We start from the raw sequence: 21245 nt of genomic DNA on the forward strand, positions 1-21245 counted from the left end.
ATGATGATGGTGTTAGCTTTTAATAGTTCGCTTGAAGGGTTTGGTAACTGGTTTCGTTGAGGTGGACTTTCTGGCGCGGCTATTTTGCAGATAGATGGCTTCGATCAGTTTTTCAAGTTGGTCATACAGGAAGATGAGGTTGCTGCGGCTGCTGCCGTTCTGATAGTTGTTGGTGCTGGTGAGGCCTGTTACCAGCCATTCCCAAAGGGCTTCGCGTAGGTCTTGCAGGTGGTAATTGGTGAAAAACTCTGTGATGACGTTGGCGGGTTGACTGATATCTTTTGGGTTTAGTCGACGGATGAGGAGAGCAGTGTGGACGTTCTGGTTTCTTTTGGGCATAAGCAAACGGATATATTGAAGGTGGAATAATGAGCGTATCGACCGGGTTTGTGACGATTATTGTCGGGACTCGATATTGTTCAGGTGTTCCCGGATGATCTTCACGCCGCTGGCAAAGCGATCGTTGACGGTTTCCAGCGGAACTTTCAGTAGCTGGCTGACGCTGTGTTTGGAGCAGCCGTGGTAGTACATCAATTCGAGTACGAGGCGTTGGTCGGCTGGTATATGGCGGATGATGCTCCGCAGCCCTGAGTCTTGGTGGTTGATGTCGGGCTCGGGTATCACTTCACTGGATCGCAGGTAATGAATGGCTTGCTGGCGTGCGAGGAGTTGCAGCCAGGTAAAGGGAGATTGTTTGGTTGGGTCGTAGTGATGGATGGTGTCGAAGGCTTCCTGGAATGTCTCTTCGAGCAACTGTGTGGCTGCCTGGCGGTTTTCCAGGATATCCAGCAACAGGCCATATATTGCCGCCGCATACCGGTCGTAGAGGGTTTTAAAGGCTTCTTTGTCTTGTTGGCGCAGGAGATCAACCAATGACGGGGCGACCGCATTAGGGCGTTTCTTTTTCATAGCTACCTGATTATTGTTGATAAAAAGGATGGGTTGCTGACGACGGCAGCCAGGTGTCCCTTAGGGATTCCCGTAAATGGTATAATGCGTAAAATGGGGAGTGCGGAGACTGCCCCAAAAAGAAGAGGCGCAGGTCTCGACTTTGCTGCCTGGGACCCGTCGGAGGGTTAGGGACAGACAAAGAAGAGCCCACGCCGTAACGTGAGCTTTCTTCTTTCATCTCATCCCTGTTGAAGTTCCGACGTTCCCAGGCGAGAATCCAGAAGCAGCTTAATGTTTTTAAGGCTGCAAATGTAAATCGAAGATAGAGAACTTTTCAACAGGTACCAAGTTTGGTACCATTATTTTTTCCATAGTTTATCACCTTTCCGTTTATGAAGAGCGAAAAGGATATTGAATTGTTGAAGCAGCTAGGCTTGCATGTTAAGAAGATCAGGCAGGAGAAGGAACTTTCACACCGCCAGGTTGCAGCCGCCTGCAATCTGGAGCATCATCGTATCATAGAGATTGAACAGGGAAAGGTGAATATTACCTACACTACCTTGGTTGAGTTGGCCCAGGGCTTGGGTGTGACAGCTGGGGAGATTGTGACGGTTAATCTTGCTAAATAGAAGTTGTGTGAGCTTTTAGAGATATTTATTAGTCAAAACCATTTATGAGCATACAGATTGCCAATGCTAAGATTGCCAAAGCTATTGCTGAACATTCAATCCATATAGATCTTAGCTGCCTCGGTTTGTTGGAAATTCCGGATAACCTCCGGCAAGCAAACTGGCTTCAGCGCTTAAATGTCAGTAGCAATAATATTAAGAGTCTCCCGACTTGGTTGCATGAGTTTACTGATCTTGAAGTGTTAGATGCGCGTAGCAATAGTATTTCAATTCTGCCATCGGAAATTTATGGGATGAATTCTCTAAAACAGTTACATTTTCGATTCAATAAGTTAACAGAAGTAGATGAGGAATTGTCAAGCCTACCAAATCTTACCTATCTAAACATTGCGGATAATAATATTTCCAGGTTGCATGCAGGCATGTTTCGTATTCCTCACCTAAACATAGATAATAATCCTGTCATTGATCCGCCTGTGGAGGTCTATTCAAGGGGATATGAGGCTACCAAGAATTACTTTATGGAACGGACTAACGGGACGGAAAAATTGTATGAATCAAAGTTACTCATTGTAGGAGAGCCCGGTGCTGGTAAAACTACACTGTTAAATCTTCTTTTAGATGAAAATTACGATTCATTTTTCACTGATTCTTCAACAAAAGGGATAAAGATAGAACCGTACTATTTTGAAACGTCAGATGGGACAAAGTTCCGAGTTAATATTTGGGATTTTGGCGGCCAAGAAATCTACCACACAACACACCAGTTTTTTCTAACTAAAAGATCACTATATGTTTTGTTGTCAGATAATCGTGCTGAAAATACTGACTTCAATTATTGGTTAAGCTCAATTGAATTGCTTAGCGATGAAAGCCCCTTGTTACTTCTTCAAAATGAGAAATCCGAGAGAAAGCATAGGATCAATAATGTAGGAATGCAAGAGCGCTTTGGGATCCTAAGAAACACGTTTTCCTTTAATTTAAAACTAGATAAAAAAAGCCTTTCGTCTTTCAAGAGAGCAATACAACATCAAATTGGTGAGTTGCCCCATATTGGGACAGAGCTACCTAAAATTTGGGTGGTAATAAGGAAAGAATTAGAAGAGAAATCAAAGACAGTCCCTTATATTACTGATTGGGAGTATTTAGAAATATGTAGGAATTATGGCATGGAAGAAAAGGAAAGGGCATGGTTTCTTAGTGACTACTTTCACGACTTGGGTGTCTTGCTTCACTTTAAAGATAACGTAGTATTAAAAAGGTGGATCATTCTTAAGCCTGATTGGGGTACGGAAGCAGTTTATCGGGTGTTGGACAATCGAAAAGTAATTGATAGCAATGGTTATTTTAGTAAGGCAGATTTAGCGGAAATCTGGCGTGAAGAGAAATACAGGGACATGCACGATGAACTAATTTCTCTAATGATGAAGTTTGAGTTGTGCTACCGAATTGAGGATTCAAATAACTTCATTGCTGCTCAGCTCCTACAAGTAGCTAAACCAGTTTATAGATGGAGTGAGCTAGATAATATTACGTTTAAGTACACCTACGAGTTCATGCCCAAGGGTATATTAACACGATTTATTGTCAGGATGAATGATTACATCGAAAATCAAAAAAATGCGTGGAGAGATGGGGTTGTATTGTATAGAGAAGGCACTTGGGCAGAGGTTATAGAGACTTATGGGAAAAATGAGATTAGGATACGAATTCGGGGAGATAACAAGAAAGAGTTTCTGGCTATAATACTAGATTCTATCGATAAAATAAATCTTTCGTACTCCAATTTGAAGGTGCAGAAGTTAATTCCGTGCACTTGCAATAAATGCAGGCAAAAAGGCGAGCCACATTATTTCGAATTCAACTATCTGCGGGAATGTTTAAGAAATGACGTAAATACGGAACGCTGCCATGTAAGCTTTGACTTGATAAAGATTCGCCCTTTAATCGACGATGTACTCGGAGCTGCCTTCAATAAGCGAGGGGGAGGAATAAAGGTATTTGTGTCTTCTCACTCGGATGATGCTGAAGAGAGTTTGCATTTCATAAAGCATCTCAAGGCATTAGAAAAGTCTGAGAAGTTAACTATAAGTGATATGTACACCGTGCCGGCTGGAGTAAATGAAAAAATTGTTATTCGAGAAAGGCTAGACACGTCTGACGTTATTATCTCTCTAATAAGTGCAAATTATTTTAATTCTGAGACGAGTTGCAATGAAATGACAAAGGCGCTTGATAGAACTGAGACAAAGTCTTGCCTATATATACCTGTTATTATCAAAGACTGTGATTGGCGGTCATTGCCAATTAGTGAGATTAGGCCAGTCCTGTATAATGGAAATGGTCTGGTCAGAGCTGGTACTGGTATCGACGAAGCAATGGTTGATGCTGTAAGTCAAGTAAAAATGGCAATTAGAGAGTTTAGATTAGGTGACGACGTTTTGGGCATCGAAGCTAAGATTGATTAATGTTTTAAAGTATAATTATGTCCGATGTTTTTATTAGTTACGCCAATCAGGATAAGAAGCTATTAGACGAATTCAAAAGGCATCTAAAGCCCATTGCTAGAAGTATTTCATTTTGGGATGATTCGAAAATATTGCCAGGCCAAAAGTGGAAGTCCGAAATTTTGCAGGCATTAAGCGGTTGTAGAGTTGGGGTTTTGTTTGCTAGCGCTGATTTTTTCAACTCTGATTTTATTCAGGATATAGAAGTGCCTTCACTATTGAAATCTGCCGAAGAAAAGGGGGCTGTGATTTTGACTGTAATTTTGAAACCTTGCCTGTTTTCCGAGTACGAGGATATCAGTCAGTATCAGGCTATTAATCCCCCCAATTATACCGTCATAGAGATGAGTGAACAAGAGCGGGAAAAGCTTTGGATCAAGTTGGTTCGTAGGATCAAGACCATTCTTGATGATGCGTCGAGAAAGTAGGATTCAGTATTATTATTATTTATAGAAATGCTTCCTTTATTCTGGCTTCATCTTCAGCCGAGAAGCTAGTCCATAACCCGTTGTTTTTTGAAAATTGACCGTAGACAACATAACGATAATAGATCTTTTGAATAAGCTTTATTTTATCTTCGGCATTAGTAACGTGGTCTAGTGACCCATCTGCAAGGTAAATGCAACCCATGTCGTGATGATTGCATTGTGCCTGCCTGGTATCTGAGTTCATGGCGCCCATGACAAATTCCCCTATTTCAGCGCATTTTTGTAATATAGCGCCATATTCCGCGGCTTCTGATAAAAGCTCTTCAATTGTTATTAGGGGTTCTCCTGGATATATTATTGAACGTGATCCAATCAGAAATGGGATGGTTAGACCATTATGGATGTAGCCTTTTCTTTCAAAATGGCGAAGTAGCCTATGCCAATATGGCTCAGGAAATTGTTTCTTGCTTATCTTGGCCTTAAATGTCATAAAATAAATTGCCTGAATATAGGTTAAAGTATTTGCGAGTTGATTGATCTTATATTTCGTAGCTGAACATTTGATAAATATTCAACACGGCATGTTTACAGCCTAGTGCTTAATTCAAGTATCTCGGTACTAATACTGTCTTTCAAAGCTTTTATGGCGCTTCTAAATAAGTGCCCTCTTGAGCTTTTTTTACATATTGTTTGCTTCCTATTTTATAAGTTATCGAAAGTTCTTTGATTTTGCCCGGTGCTGGATCGGAGCCTAGCTCGTTTGTCACATATACTCTTAGTTTATCGTCTAAAACTTTGTTCCTTATTTTATTTGTCACATCAATGATATTGTCTTTAATGCCATATGTAGCGTATGTTATTTCTAATTTAGTTGAAATAAATTCTTCAATAAATTCCAGGATGCCCGACGACTGCTGTCTAACAATTTGATATAAGTCCTCTAATGAGTAGTCGTAGTTGAATTCAAATTCAACGTTTTCAAACATGTCTACTAGCTCTAATTTTGGTCTTATATTCCATTCATATTCGTCGTATTCTTTCCAGTGTTTATATTTGTATCGATACAAATTGAATCTTTTGCCATTTATTTCAGTCGAATAAACTTTGTCGATTACAATTTCTCCGTTTGCTAATTCTGGGTCTGATACCGCTCGGCTGCTCCATTCAATATTCTTGCTATTAGTTTGTTTAATAAGAGCAAGTATAAACTGGTTTTGACTGTCTGTATTCATACAATGGTCTTTTTTAGATCTTTTTGAAAGTGTTCAATTTCTTTAATAAGGGCGGTGAGTTGTTTATAAAATTCGTCTATATCACTTTCCCTTATTACCCGTTTTCCCAAAAATCTTGCCCATCCGGAAATTGACTGATTGTCATTATGCGCATTTAAGACCTTTTTAGCGGATTTAATGAATAAGTTTAATGAAGGAAAATTGGAAACAGACGATTTCTTTTTGAGATTGACAGTATTTACATAGCAACTAGAAACTTCTAATTTTAGGTCCTTTAAATTAATGTTGAAGCTTCCTAAAAGCTGCGCAATTTTCCCTGACGAAGATTTGAGTTCCTTGAGGTGGTCGTTAATCCTATCTCTGAGTAAATATTTACTATTCAAATTCTTGATTCGCTTATTAACTGAAAAGACCTTAACCGTTGTAATTATCATTAGTATAAAGCCGATAACTTCAAACCAGTTTGCACATAAAGCTAAAATATCATTTATTAATGTCCATAGTTGTTTTATGGTATCTGTTTCATTCATTTCGAAAGTATTATTGTCGACGCTTTTTTAAGGAAGAGTATTTTTAATATTCATAAATATTTGATGTCGCAAATTGGAGATTAGTTCCGCAGCAATATACTAGTATTCAATGTCGCATCATTAGAGTATAAGCCTAACGCTAACAAATAAATTATAGTATTGAATCAACATTTAGGTGCATAGCTATTTGTTAAATTACTTTCAGTGTCAATTATACTGATTGATAAAAGTCAATTTTTAGGGGGTGATGTGTTTGCGAATCGAATGTCCATTTTGTGGTGCATAGGATATTTTATTTTTGTATCGGCAATATTGATATTACTGAAAATCATTAGAGAAATAAACGAGGAACCAAACTATAACGGTTTTCTCGGAAAAACAACCATTTTAGTTGCCATGGGAGGAATGTACTTACATGAGGACCGTGAATGTTTACCGCATAATCAGAATATGATTGTCCAAAAACTCATTAATTCTGCCCCTAGTTGTTAAATAAAGTTTAATAGTAAATGGGGCCATCATTTATTGCTAATTTAGAGAGTCTATCGTGTAATCATTTATGAAACAAAGAGTGATGAAGGAGTGTATGTTATGATGCGATCAGTAGTATCGGTAGTGTTCCATAAACTGTGTCAGTAGTTTTAATTTCTGTACTCATCGGCATTTGATGTTCTTTTCTGATGGAGCTGATGGGTGATGCAAGAGATGCAAAAGACATCATATGACGATGAGGCTTCATTACTCAGAGGTTTAGTTTTAGCCTGTCTCCAAAGATAATCGATAATTGCGCCAAAGTCTGGTTCCAGTTGTGTACCGGTTTATTCCACTTGACGCTGATATTCTCCTGAACCAGAAACAGTAGTTTCATGAGAGCGTCCTCGCTTTGGAATGCTCCTTTGGTCTTGGTGACCGTTCGGAGCTGTCGGTGGAAGCCTTCGATGATATTGGTGGTGTACATGATGCGGCGTATATCCTTGTTGTACTGGAAGTAACGGCTTAAGCGATCCCAGTTCTTCCGCCAGGACTCTATAACCTTGGGATAACGTTGCCCCCAGTTAGCCGCAACCTGGTCAAGATTACGTTCAGCCTGCTCTTTGGTGTTGGCCTTATAAACGCCCTGCAGGTCCTTCATGAACGGCTTTACATCTTTGTAGGGTAGATACTTATGGGAGTTCCTGATCTGGTGGACCACGCAGAGCTGAACTTCTGTTTGGGGGAAGATACTTTCGATGGCATCGGCAAACCCTTGTAGATTGTCGATGGAAGCAATGAAAATATCCTCGATGCCCCGGTTCTGCAGATCTGTAAGAACCTGGAGCCAGAATTTGGAACCTTCATGTTCTCCGATGTACATACCCAGCAACTCTTTGTAACCCTCCTGATTAAGCCCTATTATGCAGTAAACGGCGCGGTTGACCACCCGTCCCTCATGGCGGACTTTGTAATGGATGGCATCCAGCCAGACGAAGGGATAAACCCGTTCTAAAGGCCGGCTACGCCACTCCTGAATTAGCGGTAGGATTTTGTCTGTTACCCGGCTAATGGTCGCCGGCGATATATCCAGCCCATACATGTCACTGAGGTGGTCGCGAATATCGCTGTAGCTGGCGCCACGCGCATACAAAGCGATTATTTGTCGGTCTAAATCAACACCTAAGGTCTTCTGTCGCTTGGGAACGATCTCCGGCTCAAAGGTGCTGTTACGGTCTCTGGGAGTAGCCAGCTCGACGTCACCAACCGGTGTTTTGATCTTCTTCTTTCCCTTGCCGTTCTTGCGGTTAGGGTCTTCATCCTGGTCGATGTGAGCTTCCAACTCGCCCTCAAGGGCTTCTTCCAGAAACTCCTTCAATAATGGGGTAAAGACACCGTCTTTACCAAGCAAAGTTTCTCCGCTTTTTAAGCGGGTAGCGGCCTGCTTTTTGAAGGCTTCGAAATCAAAATTTTGCTTGTCCATAATGTCAGTTTAAAGTTACTTAACTTTCCACTGACACACTTTTTAAAACACTCTTGGATAATGCGATCAGTAATATCCCCCAGGTACCCCCGCTATTTTACCGATTCGGCCCCCTGCCCTATCGGATTATCCTTGAGATTTGTCATGCCTGTTCAGCAGTAATGCATTAGGGAGCTACCATTACCTAACATCAAAAAGCCATTATGAAAAGATTAAACCAATTCCTGTTCGCATCATTGTGCGTACTGATCGGCACCGCCTGTCAGAAACAAACTGCCGTAGAACCGCAGCAACAGCCAGCCACTCCGGAAGAGACCCAAGACAATGCGCCCACTTGGGTTACCATGTTGCCTACCAATTCTTTAAATTCATTCAGCACCTATTGGAGCAACTTCTACCCCTGGGGCGCCATCGACCACAACGGATCGGCCCGTATGCGGACGCAGAACTACAGCATTTCAAGCGGCGTAATGACCATTACGGCTACCCCGGGCACCGCAGCCGACAAACCCAGCATCCACTACTACTCCTACACCTGCTACGCCAAACAACAGGTGACCGTGAGCGCCTCCTGGCCCAAATGGCGGGTTTCCGGCGAGTTTCAATGCCCGTCTGTCACTGGTACCTGGCCAGCCTTCTGGCTCAACGGTGCCAACCAGTGGCCGCCAGAAAGCGATATCATGGAGTTTAAAGGAAGCACCACCAACTGGACCAACACCTACAAGAACCAGAACGGTCAGTGGTCCAGCGTAGGCACCGTCATCAATACCCCCTCCAACTGGCATACGTATACCGCCTACCTGTACCGGATTGGCACCACCAACAACGTGACCATCGAATACTGGATCGACGGCGTAAACGTATCGAACCAGACTGGTCAGAACTTCGTCAATGAGCCACTCAACCTGATCATCGACCTGCAAATGGAAGGATCTTCCGGTACACCTGGCCCTACCGGCAATACGGTGATGAAAGCCAGAAACATTACCATCCAACGTAGCGCTACCTTATAAAAACACCAGCCCCCGCATTACTGCTGTAAGCAGGCAAGCCAGACTCTACGATGTAGGGTCTGGCTTGTTTTTTAAAACATAAGCTCTTAAATTGGGAATGAAAAAAGAGTTTACTCTGTCAAAATCCCATTGTCTTTTTGATATGCAAAATAGATCCTTTAGTTAAACCTGAGAATATTTCTTTACCCTCATTCTCAATTTCTTTGACTTTAACGATTGTGCCATCTTTATACTTTTGCACCACCCAGCCATCTTCCAAAACTGTTATAGGAATGTTCAATGCAAGGTTTTCATTAATGGCCTTTGCTGCAGCATCTCGGGTTACTTTATGCCAAAATGAAGGGTCTTTTCCGTCTTCTACTTCACTAAGAGAAGTAATGGGTGAGTTTCTTTCACCACGAGCAATACGAAATCTAATCCTCATATTGTAGGAAACGGTGTCTTTGCCCGTTGGTTTAGAATTAGCCATAGAGTTCAATTTTGAGAAAGGTTGTACTAAGGTTATACTAAATTATTCCGCCTCCAATACCGCCTTCGGCAGCATCAGCGAAAAAGGTAGCGCCTTTGTATAATCCAAAGAGGGATATTCCAAGCCCAACGCCCTGATATTGGCGTAATAAGTGTCGTGTTGTATGTAGTAGTATTTTTCTGACTGAACAAACCAGGCTTTGGGACCCAGTTTCACTGCAAGAAACCATTTTTCCAGCAACCGGGCACTTCGCCCGTTCCCGTCATTCCACGGGTGGATCTTGACAAAAACGAGGTGTATCATGCTCGCAAAATAGAACGCCTCGGTAATGGTCATTGTTGTTGCCAATAGCGTCTCAAGATCAGAATAGAATTTATCCATCTCGCGAACCAACTCAAAAGGCGAAGCCGAAACATATTCAATACGCCCATCTTTGGTTGTTACGTACATATTTTGGTTCCTGAATTTTCCCAACCAATGAGCAGGGACGATGTGTTGAGCCAATTGAGCATGCATCGCGCCGATAGACGCTTTATCCGGCCTCTTGGTTGTCGCCAATTGATAGGCCAGGTATAGGTCATCTATCTTGCGGGTAAAGTCTGGCTGAAATTCTATATGAAAACGCTTGTGTTTGATGTACGAATCAAGTTCAATAGGTTCGCCTTCTATTTTGCCAGAGTAAACGGAAGCTACGGCATGGTGAAAGCTAAATCCTTCCGTCGACAATTGGGCATCTTGCAAGAGCGCAAATGCTTCCGCCAAGGTGTCCACTGCCACCACGGAACCGTACGCGTTCAATAAACCATGGGGAATAATTTGCAGATCAAAAGGGCGCATGGGTAATGACGTATAATCTTGCGCCGTAACTATAGAGAAATCAATAATAAATCGACTACGACCCCACAAAAAAAGGAATGGACCAACTGTCCACTCCTCTTCGATGTTTATTCCCCGTAGAATTTTCTTGTAATGACTGCCCTATTTCGGCAACAGGTCCAGTTTCTTCAGCTCTGCCATTGCCTCCAGTAGCATCGAACCACTCAGCTGGGTACCCAGCTCGCTGCTATTACCCGGCGCCTTATCCCAGGCCGGGCCAAACAGGATCAGACTTTTATTCGTACCCTTACTCCACAAACTCTCGGCATTCTTTTGCAGAAAGGCGATATAGCTTGTCTTTTTATCAGTCGATAAATTGCCATCAACGATCAGCCGGGTGAAATAACGGATAAACACCCCCTTAAACAGGCCGCCATCGCCCCCACCCTCGTCCTTCAACAGCCCATTGGTCGTCAGCTGACCCGAGCTCACCGCAAACTCCGTCGCCTTCAGCGCATCTGTCTGGTAGGTCTGGTTATTGGTGATCTTGAACAACTCCAGCGCCGCCCCCAGGAAGGTACCCTGGTTGTACGTGAATTTCCAGGTAGTGTTCTTATTACCGTTTTTCTCGATATTGTCATACACCCATCCCGTACCTGGTTCGTACAAGGTCGCTTTCCCCCAGTCATAGATCTTATTGGCCCAGGCCAGGTCTTCCGGCTTATTAAACGCCTTGTACAACCGCGCTGCCAGGATCGCCGCCGGCATATTGGAAGGTGTATTCTTCGATCCATTGTCTTTTCGCCACCAGATACCACCACCCAGGTCTTCGCTCCAGCCCGCTTTGATATCCGTCCACAACAGATCGGTGATGTTCTTGAACTGCACATCATTCGTGGCCTGATAAGCCCGCAGGCAAGCCAGGGCCATCCACTCCATGTCGTCGTAATAATAATTGATCATGGTATTGCCATTCTTGGTTTTCACCCCATTCACCAGCTCTTCCATCCTCGACTTGGTAGCCGGCGACGGATTACGGAGATAACCATCCACCAGCACATCCAGGGCATGTGCATTGGGCCAGTACTGACCCCAGTCGGCCGAGGCATTGCTGGTGAGATAGTATTTTCCGGATGCAGACCAGAAATAGTTCATCGACGACTGGGCCGAATCGGCAATCTTCGCCCAATCATAGGTCACGGTATTGCCGCCGCCCGGTGGCTCCGTATAACCTTCGTCTTGCTTTTCTTTTAAACAGGCTGTCAATAAACACCCCCACGTCAATAATATAACGGGCACACTGTAAGGTCGACGCATATTAAGGTTTTTGATAGTTCATGGTATAAGCGGTCTCACTGCCGCGCAAAGAGATCCAGAAATCGGCTACACTGCCCTGCGGCAGGTAAGTGCGGTCAAACTTCCAGCCCCAATCCCACTGACTGCCGTTGTTGACGGTCATGTTGATCGTGCGGTAAGCCACCGAGCTGGGGTACTGACCATCCTGCCCCGCAGGATCGCCCGAATTGCCATTCAACCACCAATTCTTATCGCCCGCGCCCTCATTGATCACCATCATGTACTTGTGCCGCTCTTCAAAACCCCAGGGCATCTGCGTATAATTGACCGTATGTCCGTTCTTACGCCATACCCCATTCGACGTATATGGCAGCGTAAACCAGAATTCGTTACCGGCACAATACCACATCTTCATTTCCTTCACTTCGGCATACGAAGCATTGATATTGTTGAAGTCCAAACGCACCCGCATGATCTTGTCCGCCCCGGTAAAGGTTGATTCCCCATTCATGCCGATGGCATTGATACCATCCTTGGCAAAAATGTAATATGCTTTGGGCGTACCCGTATTGCCATCCAGGAATTTGTAGGTGCCCGCCTTCAGTTTGCTGTAGATCTCAAACACACCAGGCGATACCTGGCGCATCTTCAGGGCATTTGCCATATCGGCTCCGCCCTCTGTCGCCGCACCCGTCAGGTACAGGTTACCGGGCAACACATCAAAGCCACCGGGGCGTTCCAGCTCGATGGTCCGCGTTACCGCCGACTTCTTCACATTAGTACCCTTGGAAGACAATACCATCCACTTGAATTTCTTCTTTTCGAAGAAGGCAGAGCCGCCCAGTTTGGCGATATTGTTCAGGTCGCCATGCGATAGCGATAGTTTATTCAACACGCCTTTGTTGTCGGAGACTACGGTATAGAATGGCTGCGAGAAATCGCCACTGGCCTGGTCAAATGCTACTTCGTACAATACCAGGGAGCCGTCGGCTGCCTTGGCCTGCTCCCATTCAAAGGCGACGACCTCTCCCCCGGCGGGGTTCAGTTTCACGGATAAGTTATCGGCCGGCGTAAAGAATGTTTTTACTTCCGTTACGTCCATATTGATGTCGCGCTCGTCTTTATCACAGCCCGTCAAGCCGATGATCGTTAGTGCGAGCAGCCCCAGGCTGGCGAATAGTTTATTTTTCATATGCAGGTGTTTTGACAATTAATAGCCATCGTTTTGTGAAAGGTTGGTATTTAGAGCCCGCTCGGAAGGCGGTACAGGCCACAGGTAGTGTTTGCTTTTATCGAACTGGCGCAGCTGCACCCGCAGGTAGCCATTGTCGATGGACGCCTCACCAAATTTGGCGCCATGCGCCCAGCCGTTCAATACGGTCTCGGCAATCTTCCAGCGACGGATATCGTCGATGCGGATGCCTTCCATCACCAACTCGGTTCTCCGTTCTGCGCGGATGATGTCCGTCATGTTGGTGTTGCCCGGATAGTTCAGCGCTCCAGCGTCGGTAAAGCCGGCGCGTTGCCGCAGTGCTTTGATGGTCTTGTTCCAGACCTCTTCCGTCATTTGGCCCAGGGCTTGTTTGGCCTCGGCATACATCAGCAATACTTCGGCATACCGGATAAGGTGAATATTCAAACCCGAACTGATGCCGGGCGCTACAAAAGCAGGATCCCAGTATTTTCTCCAGTAATAGCCGGTGGCGGTACCCTGTCCGGCGGCACTGTATTCATTCGCTGTTTGTCCGGCTGGTGCTGTACCCGGCTTGATATAAATGGTTTGGGAAGTGCCATTGGGGTTTACCCAATTGTACCGGTCGTACACTACCGTGGCCGACAATCTTGGATCGCGGTTGGCATAAGGATTGGCTTCATCGTACCCCGAGCCCGCTTCCGTGATCTGCTTTCCATTCAGCATGAGGTAATTGTTGACCAGCTCCTGGGTCGGTGCCAGGTTATTGCTGCGCGCACCGGCAGAGATCGGGGCAAAGTCGATGTAGTCGCCCCACATTCTCAACGCAGGCACGTATTGCAGGGAAAGAATCGTTTCGGTATTGTTCTTATTCAAAGCACTCCCGCTGAACAGGTCCGTATAGGAAGCGGCCAGGCTATAATTGCCATTCTGCGCGCCGTTGTTGATCAGCTGCTCACAAACGGTCACCACTTCTGCCATCCTGTTGACTTCATAGAGCAATACCCGCGCTTTCAACGCCAGGGCTGCCCCCTTGGTGATGCGTCCATGGTCGCCGGCCGCATATTGTTCTTTGGCTGGTAACGCAGCAGCAGCGGCATCCAGTTCGTCCAGCACAAACTTCACCACCTCGGCTTTGGGCGAGCGGCTCACGGTTTTCGCTTCGTCGGGTGTGATATCCTTGCTGAGGATGGGCACATCGCCCCACCACTTGGTGAGGTTGAAATGGTGGAAGGCACGGATAAAACGCGTCTCCCCTTTCATCCGGTTCTTGACGGCCTCGCTCAGCGTGGTGTTTTGATCGACGTTCTCCAGAAAGATATTACACGACTTGATGCCGCCATAATAATTGGCCCAGTCATTCTGAAACCTTGGCAGCGAGCTGGTGAAATTGCCGCTGGCAATGGCATCGGGCTGTCCGCTGTTGATGCCCAGCTTGGTAAAGGCATTATCCGACAGGGCTTCGTTGTAAAAGAAGGGCTGACTGGTATACATACCTCCGTAAACATTGTTCAACGCATTGTTGACGTTTTCGGAAGATTGCCAGAAGTTGAGTTCGGTAAACCGGTCTGAGGGGGCCAGGTCCAGTTTCTTGCAACTGGCCAGGGCTACCAGGCTGGCCAGCACTATTTTTTTTGCAGTGTTGATACGCATATCGTTAGCAATTAGCATCGTTAAAAAGTAATGTCAATACCGCCGCCATAAAATACCGGCAAGGGATAGGCCCGGGCACTGTTGGCCCCCGTGTTGAAGCGGGTACTGTTGTCAAACTCCGTGATCTCCGGATCGAAGAAATTGAGCTTGCTGATGGTCAGCAGGTTTTGGCCGGTAAAATAGATCCTTGCTTTCTGTATATGGGCTTTCTTCGTCACCGAAGCAGGAATGGTGTACCCTACCTGCACATTCTTCAACCGCGCATAGGCCGCATCAAACAGGTAGATATCCGAACCGGTTCTGTAATTGTTGGTGTTGGAGGGGGAGCCCGCTTCTGCCAGACGTGGGTATTTCGCATTGGGGTTGGTGGGCGTCCAATAATCCGTCTGGTGCCGGTACATGGTACCACCATAGCCGAAATGGAATGGCTCTATCAGTTCACCCCGCAGCATGGCCGATCTTTTGCCAACACCCTGGATGAAGATGGACACATCGAATCCTTTGATCGCTGCGGTATAGGTAAATCCAAAAGTATAACGAGGGAAGGGATTGCCCATGATGAACTTGTCCTTGTCGTCGATGACGCCGTCTTTGTTCTTATCGACAAACTTGATGTCACCCGCCGTTACGGTAGAGCCGGCAAACCGGGGCGCCTTGTTGATATCATCGAGGGTTTGGAAATAGCCATCACGGCGGTAGGCCTGGTACATGGTGATGGGGTACCCTACCTTGCGGATCAGTTCAAACTCCTCTTTGCGCTCTACCTGTTGGGTAGCACCCGAGGTCAGGGATACCAGCTCGTTGAGGTTGTCGGCTACGTTGGCGCTGAAGGTTTGGTTGAGTACCCTGCCCCGCCAGTTATAGGTCACCTTGATTTCCCAACCGCGGTTGCGTACTTCGGCTACGTTGTAGTCGGGGAAACCGGCGCCAAACAGTTGGGGCACATCCCGGCGGGCATAGAGGATATCCTTGGTGGTCTTATCGAAATAGTCATACGAAAAATCGAGCTTGCCTTTCAGGATGGTAGCGTCGAACCCGATGTTGAAGGTCGCTGCTTTTTCCCAGGTGAGGTCGGGATTGCCGAGCGAGTAACCCGATCCGCCAACAGCGTTGTTGTTGAACCCATACGCATTGGGATAGTTGAAAAATACGGTCTGGTACTGATAGGCATCCACATTCTGGTTACCGAGTATGCCATAAGAGCCGCGGATTTTCAGGTCGTTGACATAGTCCCGGAACCCTTCCATAAAGTCTTCCTGCGTTACGCGCCAGGCCAGGGCTGCCGAGGGGAAAAAGCCCCAGCGGTTGTCCTTCATAAACTTCGACGAACCATCGTACCGGAAATTGAACTCCGCAAAATACTTATCGTCGTACGAATAGCCCGCGCGACCAAACAGGGAGTTGATGCTCGTTTCAATGGTGGCCGGGCGATTATCGGGCCGGGTGCCGTTGGTATTGTAACTTCTTTTTTGATCGATGATGGTACCGGTAGTCGGGATGCCCAATACCGGGTCGGTGAGCGTTTTGTACAAAGCACTCATCTCTTCTTTGTACGATTCGTTGGCGGCGCCAACCAGTAACTTGATGTGGTGCTGCTTGATGTCTTTATCGTATTCTGCCAGCAACTGCAGGTTGGTGAAGAGGGATTTGAAGTTATCGTCGTACACTTCCCGGTCCTGGCCATAGGCACCGCCGGGTAAGAAGGTCAGGGGCAATTTGCGGCCAAATCCTTTGTTGGCTCGCAGGGTACCGCCAAACACACCCCGTATTTTCAGGTCTTTGATCACAGTGTATTCCGCTGAGATATTACCAAACACTTCGTCGTTATCGGATTGCCGAAAGCCCCCCTGCTCTAAAATGGCCTTGGGGTTGAGCTCGGCCGACACGGCATTGGTAAGGTAGTTGCCGGCGGTGTCCTGCATGGAGTAATACAAGGGCACACGGCCTGCATCCACGATCAATGTACCGGCCGTCGAAGAATGATCCTTGCCCTGCACTTTGGCGTAGCTGAGGATGGTGTTCAACTTCAGTCTTCCCAGCTCCGTCGTCTGGTTGAAACGGATATTGTACCGCTTGTAGCCGTAATCGGGACCTATAAAACTGTTTTGCTGATCGAGGTAACCCAGGCTCAACAGGTAAGTAGCATTGGCCGAGCCGCCACTGATGCTGAGGTTGTGCGATTGCTGGGCCGCATCCTGTAAAATGGATTCCAGCCTCCAGTCACCATCTCCCTTCGCCTGCAGGTCGCGGATCTGTGTAGGCGAAAACACGGGTTGCAGGCCCGAGTTGGCAAGCGACTCGTTTTTGTACCAGGCATTTTCCCAGGCATGCACGGGTTCGTAGGTGATACGCGGTGTTTGTACACCGTAAATACCGTGGTAACTGACGGTAGGCTTTTCGTTCTTACGGCCTTTACGCGTGGTGATGAGGATGACGCCATTGGCCGACCGGGAACCGTAGATGGCAGCCGAACCCGCATCTTTCAGGATAGAAATATTTTCGATATCGGTCGGGTTGAGCAGGTTGATATCGCCACCGGGAATACCATCGATGACCACCAGCGGCGTGTTGTCGCCGAGGGTACCGAGGCCGCGGATATTAATGTTGACACCCTGACCGGGTTCAAAATTTCTTTGTTGTATGATCAGGTTGGGCGATACACCCTGTAAGGCCTGTGATACATTGGTGACGGGGCGTCCTTCGATCGCTTTGTTGCTGATGCGGTCCACGGAGCCGGTCACGGAAGCCCGGCGTTGCGTACCATACCCTACCACCACCACATCACTCAATACCTGATCCGTTTTTTGTAAGACCACGTTGATGGTTTTACGATTGCTGACGGCTACTTCCTGGTTCACATACCCGATATAGGAAAACAGCAATACCGGCTCCTGGCTGTTGTCGGGAATGGTGAGTGAATAGTTGCCGTTGGCATTGGTGGTGGCGCCCAGGGGCGACCCTTTCAGGGTCACATTGACCCCGGCAATGGGGGCACCGGCTTCGTCGGTGACACGGCCGGAAAGCAGCAGATCGGCCCGGAGGACTGTTTCTTCCTGGGGGGTAAAGCTGAGGCTGGAAGCAGGTGGAATGCCCGTGGTTTTGCTTTCTGGCTGACCTTTGCCCCGGAGGATGATCTTGTCGTTGACAAATTCATAACTGATACCGGTGAGCCGGGAAAGGGCTTCCAGTACATTGCTCAGATCACCCTTGGTGTCGAGGCTCACACGCTGACTGGCGTTGATATCATCATCGGAGTAGACGAACACATAGCGGATCTGCTTTTCGAGTTGCAGTAAGACCACTGATAGTTTTTCGTTCTTGACTTTGAGGGCCACCCTGGGCTCTTTCTTTTGCTGTAGAATAGCCTGGTGGTGGCGGGTATTGAATGCATACCCGCTTTGCGCTGGGAGTGTATAACAGGCGGTGACCAACAGTACGGTCGACAGCATGTTCTTAGCTGTTTTGGGATACAGCAATTCCAGGCAACGGCAATCGATAAGTATTCGCTTCATTGGCGGCAGGCGTTTTGGTAGTTGAATGTATTTACCGGGAAATGACGATGGCTTCGTCGGACACGCTATACGAGAATGTTTTAGTGATTGACAGGTACTCCAATATTTCCACGAGGGTATTGTTCTGGAATGATCCGGTGAGCCGGTACTGCTTCACGGTATCGTTGTCGAATACGATCCGCTTGCCAAAATTCCTTTCCAGCTCGATGGCGATCTCTTCAAAAGACTGACTGCGGAAGATCAGTTTGCCCTCCGTCCAGGCTTTATCGTCGGCACTGACCGTAGCGGCCGTTGTGACTTCTTCCAGGTTGAGCCGGTAGACGACTTTGTTGTTGGGCACCACGAATACGGTATCGCCGGGCCGGTTATTTTTGAGGCGGGGAATGAAAGCCACTTTACCCGTAGCTACCGAGGTTTCCACCACCGGCTGGTTGTCGTAGGCCTTGATATTAAAAGAAGTGCCGAGCACACGCACGGTGCCGTTAGACAGGTGTATGATGAAGGGTTTAGCCGGATTACGCACGATATCGAAAAACGCTTCGCCGTTCAGGTAGATCTCCCGGCTGTTGCCAGTGAACAGGGCCGGGTATTGCACCTTGCTATCGGCATTCAACCACACCTTGCTGCCATCGCTCAGTACGATGGTGCTTTTGACGCCTTTGCTGTTCTGTTTCTGCACGAGGCTGGTGGGGTCTTCATACTGGCGGGCTACCAACTGGTACGCTCCTGCCCCCACCCCCGCTGCTACCACGAGGATGGCCGCCACGCGGCTGATCTTTTTCCAAAGGGGCATCCTGGTAACGATACCGACAGGTGATACCGCCCCGGGCACGGCGTCGCTGTCGATCTGCCGCAACACTTTTTGCAAGGCAGGTTCGGTATCGGCATAGGGCTCCTGCTGTTGCTCCCAATAACGCGTATACAGATCGGCTTCTTCCTGCAGGGAGGGATGGGCCGATAGTAACCCGTTCAATTCTTCCAGTTCTTCGGGTGTACCCTCGCCAGACAGTTTACGGGTCATGAGCAGCAAAAAGCGATTGTCGTACATCTCTATTGTTTTGTCGGTATTACTATAAGAAGGACAGTGAAAGCAGCCGGATTACTTACAAGCGGCTAAAAAAAGATAGACAACAGGGGAATGATCAGCAGGCTGCTGAACGGTGGTGGTTGCTTGCGGCGTTGCCGGTCGTTGTTGTCGAGGTAATTATTGGCCACCACCTGCAACTTTTTCAATGCCCGGAACAGCTGTGTCTCCACGGTACGCGGCGAAATGCCCAGGATCTCCGCTACTTCCTTGTACCGGAAGCCATCTTCTTTGATCAATTTAAACACCGTACGGCATTGATCGGGCAATTGCTCGATGGCCTGGTTCAGTTCGAAGCTGATCTCTTTCCATTCCAGTTCCTGCTCGGGATTGTTGCGGTTGATGAGGCCACTGGTGCCTTCCTGGTCTTCGATGGCTACATGTATATGAGAGTATTGCTTCAGGTAATTGAGGGCGCCGTTCTTGACGGCCACAAACAGGTAGGTCGAGAGGTTGTCGATCGGCAGCAGGTCGGCCCGGCGGTTCCAGAGCTTCACAAACACGTCGTTGGTGATCTCTTCGGCGACCTCCTTGACGTGTACATATTGCAGGCAAAAGCTGTGCAGTTTGGGATAGAAAAGGCGGAACAGGCTGGCAAACGCGGGTTGGCTCCCCCCATGGATCTGGAGCTGCAGCGTCTTAACGTGTATTTCGTCTGGTCTCATGAGCAATCGTTGTAAAATAGACAGTTCGGCAGTTTTTGGAGCCGGATTTCACATGGGTATCGGATCGGGTTTGGGGGTTACCCCTTCATGGGACAACAATTTCCGCCATTTTACGTACAGGGGGCGAAAAAAAACTTTTTAGCCGGCCATCCGGGCAGCCGGAGGGGTCGAACTTTGAAAAGGACCTGGTTGAAGGCCCCCGAAGGAAGCGTTGGCGGTTGAGGCCGGTATGCGTGGCAGGGGGGATTCCGGGAACGTCGCCGTTTCCAGACTGCCGAACGCAACAGACTGTTCGTTTATGGGTATGTCATAGGATAAGTGCGACCGGAAACCTGGCGTTATGAGTAGCCTGCAGGTTGTGTTGCACAACATGCGCCATCTTTTGTGGAGCGGCTGCCATACCGTATTAAAAGCGCGAAAAAAGTCGCACCACATCAAACACTGTATATCGCTTTTGCCATACATTTACGCCGCCTGCGTAATTTTCTATCCTTTTGTATGCTGTAGTTGACAGCATGGATACCTGTTTGAATATTTCCTTTTTAGTAGCAATTGTCAAAGGCCTGATGGTAGGCCTATTCGGTGGGATGTACGATCCCTTCGCCAGCATGTATTTTTTTACTTCAAACAATAACCATGCAAACAACGCAAGCACCGCGCGAAAAACGCGTAGAACCCTCCGTGCAACAATTCCTGTCTCCCACACCCGTCAGTTCATTTTTGAATGTGGTGATCAATGACATGGAATCTTATGCCACGGAGAAGGTCAGTTTTTGGATCCCCGCCATCCAGAACGTAGTACCCACTGCCACACTCAGTTCCTATGCGTACACAGGGTATTATGCTACCGACAGCTATCAGAATCCACCCAGCGGTTCCATGAACATCTACCAGGCGAATAATTGGAACCAGCCAGGTACCCTTCCCTGCTTTGCGGCTCCGTTGGAATTTGTACCAGTGTGGACCTGTTCGGGCAACGGTTCTCCCAGCTACCTGGGCATCTATGCACCCACACCGCCACAAGGGTACGTAGCCATTGGGTCAGTAGCGGTCATGGATTTCAAGGCACCCCCCACGGTAGACCAGTTCCCCGGCTTCATGTGTGTACGAAGCGATCTGGCCACACAAGTCACCCTGACGACGACCAGTAATTATATCTGGGCCGATCACAACAGCAAGGCAACGGGCGATGTAACGGTATTTCAACTGCCCAATTCGGGCGTCTGCTATGCCGTTTCGGGCTATCCCACGACAGTGACAGCCTGGGACATTGTGCCGCAATAATCCCGTTGCCATTACACCCGCTATACCCAAGCTTACCTGTTGAAATTTACAGATTCACTTTTTTACCAGTAGCCCCATGCCAGCGGCATG

The 21245-nt window shown here is 47.3% G+C and carries 19 protein-coding genes; 5 read left to right on the top strand and 14 right to left on the bottom strand.

Annotated features, from left to right (window positions below; genetic code table 11):
• Positions 1–12: 12 nt before the first annotated feature.
• Together P2W70_RS16860 and P2W70_RS16865 are read right to left on the bottom strand one after the other, a co-directional pair.
• The gene (locus tag P2W70_RS16860) at positions 13–339 is read right to left on the bottom strand and encodes a hypothetical protein (RefSeq protein WP_276482667.1); all 327 of its coding nucleotides are present in this window, start codon (positions 337–339) and stop codon (positions 13–15) included.
• Positions 340–396: 57 nt separating this feature from the next.
• Positions 397–909: a sigma-70 family RNA polymerase sigma factor gene (locus tag P2W70_RS16865; protein WP_276482668.1), complete on the bottom strand. Its 513-nt coding sequence runs from the start codon at positions 907–909 to the stop codon at positions 397–399.
• Between the two features lie 374 nt (positions 910–1283).
• Between P2W70_RS16865 and P2W70_RS16870 the strand changes: the two genes are divergently transcribed.
• Genes P2W70_RS16870 through P2W70_RS16880 form a run of 3 tightly spaced genes read left to right on the top strand, consistent with a single transcriptional unit; the run spans position 1284 to position 4455 of the window.
• A complete protein-coding gene (locus P2W70_RS16870) occupies positions 1284–1520 on the top strand; it encodes a helix-turn-helix domain-containing protein (protein ID WP_276482669.1) in 237 nt (78 codons plus the stop codon).
• 44 nt (positions 1521–1564) lie between these two features.
• On the top strand, positions 1565–3988 hold the full coding sequence (locus P2W70_RS16875) for a COR domain-containing protein (protein ID WP_276482670.1): 2424 nt from the start codon (positions 1565–1567) through the stop codon (positions 3986–3988).
• A gap of 17 nt (positions 3989–4005) precedes the next feature.
• Positions 4006–4455, top strand: a complete 450-nt coding sequence (locus P2W70_RS16880) for a toll/interleukin-1 receptor domain-containing protein (RefSeq protein ID WP_276482671.1) — start codon at positions 4006–4008, stop codon at positions 4453–4455.
• 19 nt (positions 4456–4474) lie between these two features.
• On the opposite strand, the gene P2W70_RS16885 is transcribed toward P2W70_RS16880, so the two are convergent.
• From P2W70_RS16885 to P2W70_RS16900, 4 genes are all read right to left on the bottom strand, one after another.
• Positions 4475–4945, bottom strand: coding sequence for a hypothetical protein (locus P2W70_RS16885; protein ID WP_276482672.1), 471 nt, complete (start codon positions 4943–4945; stop codon positions 4475–4477).
• Positions 4946–5096: 151 nt separating this feature from the next.
• Positions 5097–5687: a hypothetical protein gene (locus tag P2W70_RS16890; RefSeq protein WP_276482673.1), complete on the bottom strand. Its 591-nt coding sequence runs from the start codon at positions 5685–5687 to the stop codon at positions 5097–5099.
• Positions 5684–6217 carry a hypothetical protein gene (locus tag P2W70_RS16895; RefSeq protein WP_276482674.1) on the bottom strand — a complete coding sequence of 178 codons (534 nt, stop codon included), beginning with the start codon at positions 6215–6217 and terminating at the stop codon, positions 5684–5686. The genes P2W70_RS16890 and P2W70_RS16895 overlap by 4 nt, the downstream gene beginning before the upstream one ends.
• A gap of 742 nt (positions 6218–6959) precedes the next feature.
• Positions 6960–8171: an IS256 family transposase gene (locus P2W70_RS16900; protein ID WP_276482675.1), complete on the bottom strand. Its 1212-nt coding sequence runs from the start codon at positions 8169–8171 to the stop codon at positions 6960–6962.
• 203 nt (positions 8172–8374) lie between these two features.
• On the opposite strand from P2W70_RS16900, the gene P2W70_RS16905 reads away from it, so the two are divergent.
• Positions 8375–9184 (top strand): LamG domain-containing protein, encoded by an 810-nt coding sequence (locus tag P2W70_RS16905; protein ID WP_276482676.1) that lies wholly within the window; start codon positions 8375–8377, stop codon positions 9182–9184.
• 118 nt (positions 9185–9302) lie between these two features.
• Here P2W70_RS16905 and P2W70_RS16910 read toward each other — a convergent pair whose 3' ends face one another.
• The 8 genes from P2W70_RS16910 to P2W70_RS16945 all read right to left on the bottom strand — a co-directional run bounded on the left by P2W70_RS16910 (position 9303) and on the right by P2W70_RS16945 (position 19871).
• Complete coding sequence (locus P2W70_RS16910) at positions 9303–9653, bottom strand: hypothetical protein (RefSeq protein ID WP_276482677.1); 351 nt, start codon at positions 9651–9653, stop codon at positions 9303–9305.
• A 42-nt stretch (positions 9654–9695) separates the two neighbouring features.
• Complete coding sequence (locus P2W70_RS16915) at positions 9696–10490, bottom strand: Fic family protein (protein ID WP_276482678.1); 795 nt, start codon at positions 10488–10490, stop codon at positions 9696–9698.
• Between the two features lie 141 nt (positions 10491–10631).
• Entirely contained in the window at positions 10632–11786 is a 1155-nt protein-coding gene (locus tag P2W70_RS16920) for a glycoside hydrolase family 76 protein (protein ID WP_276482679.1), read from the bottom strand.
• Between the two features lies 1 nt (position 11787).
• On the bottom strand, positions 11788–12957 hold the full coding sequence (locus P2W70_RS16925; protein ID WP_276482680.1) for a SusE domain-containing protein: 1170 nt from the start codon (positions 12955–12957) through the stop codon (positions 11788–11790).
• An 18-nt stretch (positions 12958–12975) separates the two neighbouring features.
• Complete coding sequence (locus tag P2W70_RS16930; RefSeq protein WP_276482681.1) at positions 12976–14610, bottom strand: RagB/SusD family nutrient uptake outer membrane protein; 1635 nt, start codon at positions 14608–14610, stop codon at positions 12976–12978.
• A gap of 20 nt (positions 14611–14630) precedes the next feature.
• Complete coding sequence (locus P2W70_RS16935) at positions 14631–18122, bottom strand: TonB-dependent receptor (protein WP_276482682.1); 3492 nt, start codon at positions 18120–18122, stop codon at positions 14631–14633.
• A 31-nt stretch (positions 18123–18153) separates the two neighbouring features.
• On the bottom strand, positions 18154–19170 hold the full coding sequence (locus P2W70_RS16940; RefSeq protein WP_276482683.1) for a FecR family protein: 1017 nt from the start codon (positions 19168–19170) through the stop codon (positions 18154–18156).
• 65 nt (positions 19171–19235) lie between these two features.
• The gene (locus tag P2W70_RS16945; RefSeq protein ID WP_276482684.1) at positions 19236–19871 is read right to left on the bottom strand and encodes an RNA polymerase sigma-70 factor; all 636 of its coding nucleotides are present in this window, start codon (positions 19869–19871) and stop codon (positions 19236–19238) included.
• A gap of 636 nt (positions 19872–20507) precedes the next feature.
• Here P2W70_RS16945 and P2W70_RS16950 point away from each other — a divergent pair.
• Entirely contained in the window at positions 20508–21155 is a 648-nt protein-coding gene (locus P2W70_RS16950; RefSeq protein ID WP_276482685.1) for a Vps62-related protein, read from the top strand.
• Positions 21156–21245 lie beyond the last annotated feature (90 nt).

Source organism: Paraflavitalea pollutisoli, assembly GCF_029360705.1.
Lineage (GTDB): Bacteria > Bacteroidota > Bacteroidia > Chitinophagales > Chitinophagaceae > Paraflavitalea > Paraflavitalea pollutisoli.